Source organism: Micromonospora sp. NPDC049799, from assembly GCF_040656655.1.
GTDB lineage: Bacteria > Actinomycetota > Actinomycetes > Mycobacteriales > Micromonosporaceae > Micromonospora.
The window spans coordinates 1-3191 of record NZ_JBFAMU010000543.1; the positions used below are offsets into that span (position 1 = coordinate 1).

2 protein-coding genes, 1 pseudogene and 1 riboswitch are annotated in these 3191 nt (G+C 74.5%); of the genes and pseudogenes, 2 read left to right on the forward strand and 1 reads right to left on the reverse strand.

The features are described from left to right. Positions 1-48: 48 nt before the first annotated feature. Complete coding sequence (locus AB0I76_RS26000) at positions 49-702, reverse strand: NAD(P)H-binding protein (protein WP_357040578.1); 654 nt, start codon at positions 700-702, stop codon at positions 49-51. A gap of 138 nt (positions 703-840) precedes the next feature. Between AB0I76_RS26000 and AB0I76_RS26005 the strand changes: the two genes are divergently transcribed. Both AB0I76_RS26005 and AB0I76_RS26010 read left to right on the forward strand, forming a co-directional pair. Next, positions 841-1746, forward strand: coding sequence for an NAD-dependent protein deacetylase (locus tag AB0I76_RS26005; protein WP_357040581.1), 906 nt, complete (start codon positions 841-843; stop codon positions 1744-1746). Between the two features lie 85 nt (positions 1747-1831). Beyond that, a riboswitch (glycine riboswitch) is annotated at positions 1832-1928 on the forward strand. Between the two features lie 73 nt (positions 1929-2001). Then, positions 2002-3191: pseudogene (locus AB0I76_RS26010) on the forward strand (glycine dehydrogenase (aminomethyl-transferring)); the annotation flags it as partial.

Consider the following 3191-nt stretch of genomic DNA (forward strand, 5'->3'; position numbering starts at 1 on the left):
GCCGCCGTACCCCGGGTCGTCGCCAGCCGGCCGGGAGAGCCGCGGGCGTCAGGCGTGGGTGACGGCGTCGGCGATCGTGGTGTCCCCGCCGACGAGTTCCAGGATCCGTCCGGCGGTGTCCGGGGCGTACAGGAGGGCGACCAGGACGCGGGCGACGTCGGTGCGGGTGACCGCGCCGGGGGTGACGCTGCGGGCCAGGGTGATCCGGCCGGTGGGTTCGTCGTCGGTGAGTCGTCCGGGCCGCAGGACGGTCCAGTCGAGGTCCGTGCGGCCGGTGAGGTCGTCCTCGGCGGCCTTCTTGGCCCGCAGGTACGCCGCCCACACGTCGTCGGTGCCGGCGGCCGGCGCGTTGTCCACCCCCATCGACGACACCAGCAGGTAGCGGCGGACTCCGGCGGCCCGGGCGGCGTCGGCCAGGAGCGCGGCGGCGGCCCGGTCGACGGTGTCCTTGCGGGCGGCGCCGCTGCCCGGGCCGGCGCCGGCGGCGAAGACCACCGCGTCGGCGCCGTCGAGGTGGCCGGCGAGGTCGTCGACGGAGGCGTGTTCCAGGTCGCAGACGACCGGGTGGGCGCCGGCGGCGGTGAGCGCCGCCACATGGTCGGGGTTGCGGATGAGGCCCACGGCGGTGTCACCACGGCCGGCGAGTTCCCGTTCCAGCAGTCGGGCGATCTTGCCGTGTCCTCCGGCGATGACGACGCGCATACCGCCAACCTAACGGCCCGGGCACCGGCCCACCCCCGGGTTCGGCGCGCCGCCGGCTGTTGACGGGGCCCTTTCCTCTACCGCAGGCGTTAACGGGGGCCCTTCCTTTCGTGGTCGCCGGGGGGATGCTGAGGCAGCATGGGTGGGGTGACGGAGACGATCGACGCGCTGGCCGGCCCGGTCTCGGGTGGCGGCGTCCTGGTGTTGAGCGGGGCGGGGTTGTCCACCGAGTCGGGGATCCCGGACTACCGGGGGCCCAGCGGCGCGGCGCGGCGGCACACGCCGATGACGTACCAGGCGTTCACGCGGGACGCGGACGCGCGGCGCCGCTACTGGGCGCGCAGCCACGTGGGGTGGCGGCTGATCGCGCGGTCGGAGCCGAACGACGGGCACCGGGCGGTGACGCGGCTGCAACGCGCCGGCCTGGTCGACGGGATCATCACGCAGAACGTCGACGGCCTGCACACCGCCGCCGGTGGCACGGGTGTGGTGGAGCTGCACGGCCGCCTGGACGAGGTGGTGTGCCTGGACTGCGGCAACGCGACGTCCCGGGAGGAGGTGGACCGGCGGCTGCGGGAGGCCAATCCCGGCTTCGAGGCGCACGTGGACGCGGTCAACCCCGACGGTGACGTGGATCTCCCCGACGCGGCGGTGGCCCGATTCCGGACGGTGGACTGCACGTTCTGCGGCACGGGGGTGCTGAAACCGGACGTGGTGTTCTTCGGGGAGACGGTGCCCGCGCCGCGGGTGGCCCGCTGCTTCGCGATGGTGGAGGCCGCCCGGCTGCTGCTGGTGCTGGGGTCGTCGTTGACGGTGATGTCGGGTCGCCGGTTCGTGCTGCGGGCGGCGAAGCTGGGCATCCCGGTGGTGATCGTCAACCAGGGCCCGACCCGCGGCGACGCGTACGCGCAGCTGACCGTCGACGCGCCGCTGGGGCGGCTGCTGCCCGCCCTGGCCGACCGTCTGGTGGGTGCGGGTGCGGGTGCGGCCGGGTTCGGGGAGGTCGGTGCGGTGCCCGCCGGCGTGGCCCCGGTCGCCCTGTAGGCGGCGACGCGGAGCCGGCCACCGTCCCGGCGGGGGTACGACGGGTGCGGGAATCCCGGGCGCTGGTAGCGTTGACCATGCCGGTATCACCCACGTGGGAGAGACCGCCCCCGTCAGGGGGGTGGCGCCGAAGGGGCAAATCCTCCCCGGAACCTCTCAGGCAAAAGGACCTCGTGGGCAGGCACTGTGGAGCGCCCGGGCGCGACAGAGGGGGAGGCCGACCTGTCGACCTCGCCCCCTGCAGGAGCGCCGCCCATGACCGCAGACCAGTTCGCCGCCCGCCACATCGGGCCCGATCCGGCCGACGAGCGCCGGATGCTGGAGACCGTCGGTTACGGATCGATCGACGAGCTGATGGACGCGGCGATCCCCGAGGTGATCCGCTGGCACGGGACGCTGGACCTGCCGGAGCCGGCCACCGAGCAGGAGGCCCTGGCGGAGCTGCGGGCCCTCGCCGGCCGCAACACCGTGGCCGTGTCCATGATCGGCCTGGGGTACCACGGGACGCACACGCCGGCGGTGATCCGCCGTAACGTGCTGGAGAACCCGGCCTGGTACACGGCGTACACGCCGTACCAGCCGGAGATCAGCCAGGGCCGCCTGGAGGCGCTGCTGAACTTCCAGACCATGGTCACCGACCTGACCGGGCTGGCCACCGCGAACGCCTCCATGCTCGACGAGGGCACCGCCGCGGCGGAGGCGATGACCCTCGCCCGCCGCGCGTGCAAGGTCAAGAGCCCGGTGTACGTGGTCGACGCGGACACGCTGCCGCAGACCATCGCGGTGATCACCAGTCGGGCGGAGCCGCTCGGCATCGACGTGCGGGTCCTCGACGTCGTCCACGACGACCTGCCGGCGGAGTTCTTCGGCCTGCACCTGCAGTACCCGGGGGCGTCCGGGGCGGTCCGCGACCACGCGGCGCTGGTGCAGGCCGCGCACGCCGTCGGTGCGCTGGTGACCGTGGCCGCCGACCTGTTGGCGTTGACGCTGCTGCGCCCGCCGGGGGAGATCGGCGCCGACATCGCCGCCGGCACCACCCAGCGGTTCGGCGTGCCGATGGGCTTCGGTGGGCCGCACGCCGGTTACCTGGCGGTGCGTTCGGGCCTGGAGCGGATGCTGCCCGGCCGGCTGGTCGGCGTGTCCCGGGACGCCGACGGCAACCCGGCGTACCGGCTGGCGTTGCAGACCCGTGAGCAGCACATCCGGCGGGAGAAGGCGACCAGCAACATCTGCACCGCCCAGGTGCTGCTGGCCGTCATGGCCGGCATGTACGCCGTCTACCACGGCCCGGACGGGCTGCGGGAGATCGCCCGGCGTACCCACGACATGGCGGCGCTGCTCGCGGACGCGCTGCGCGACGGCGGCGTCGAGGTCGCCGACGTCGCGTTCTTCGACACCGTCACGGCGGTCGTGCCGGGCCGGGCGGCCGAGGTGGTCGCCGCCGC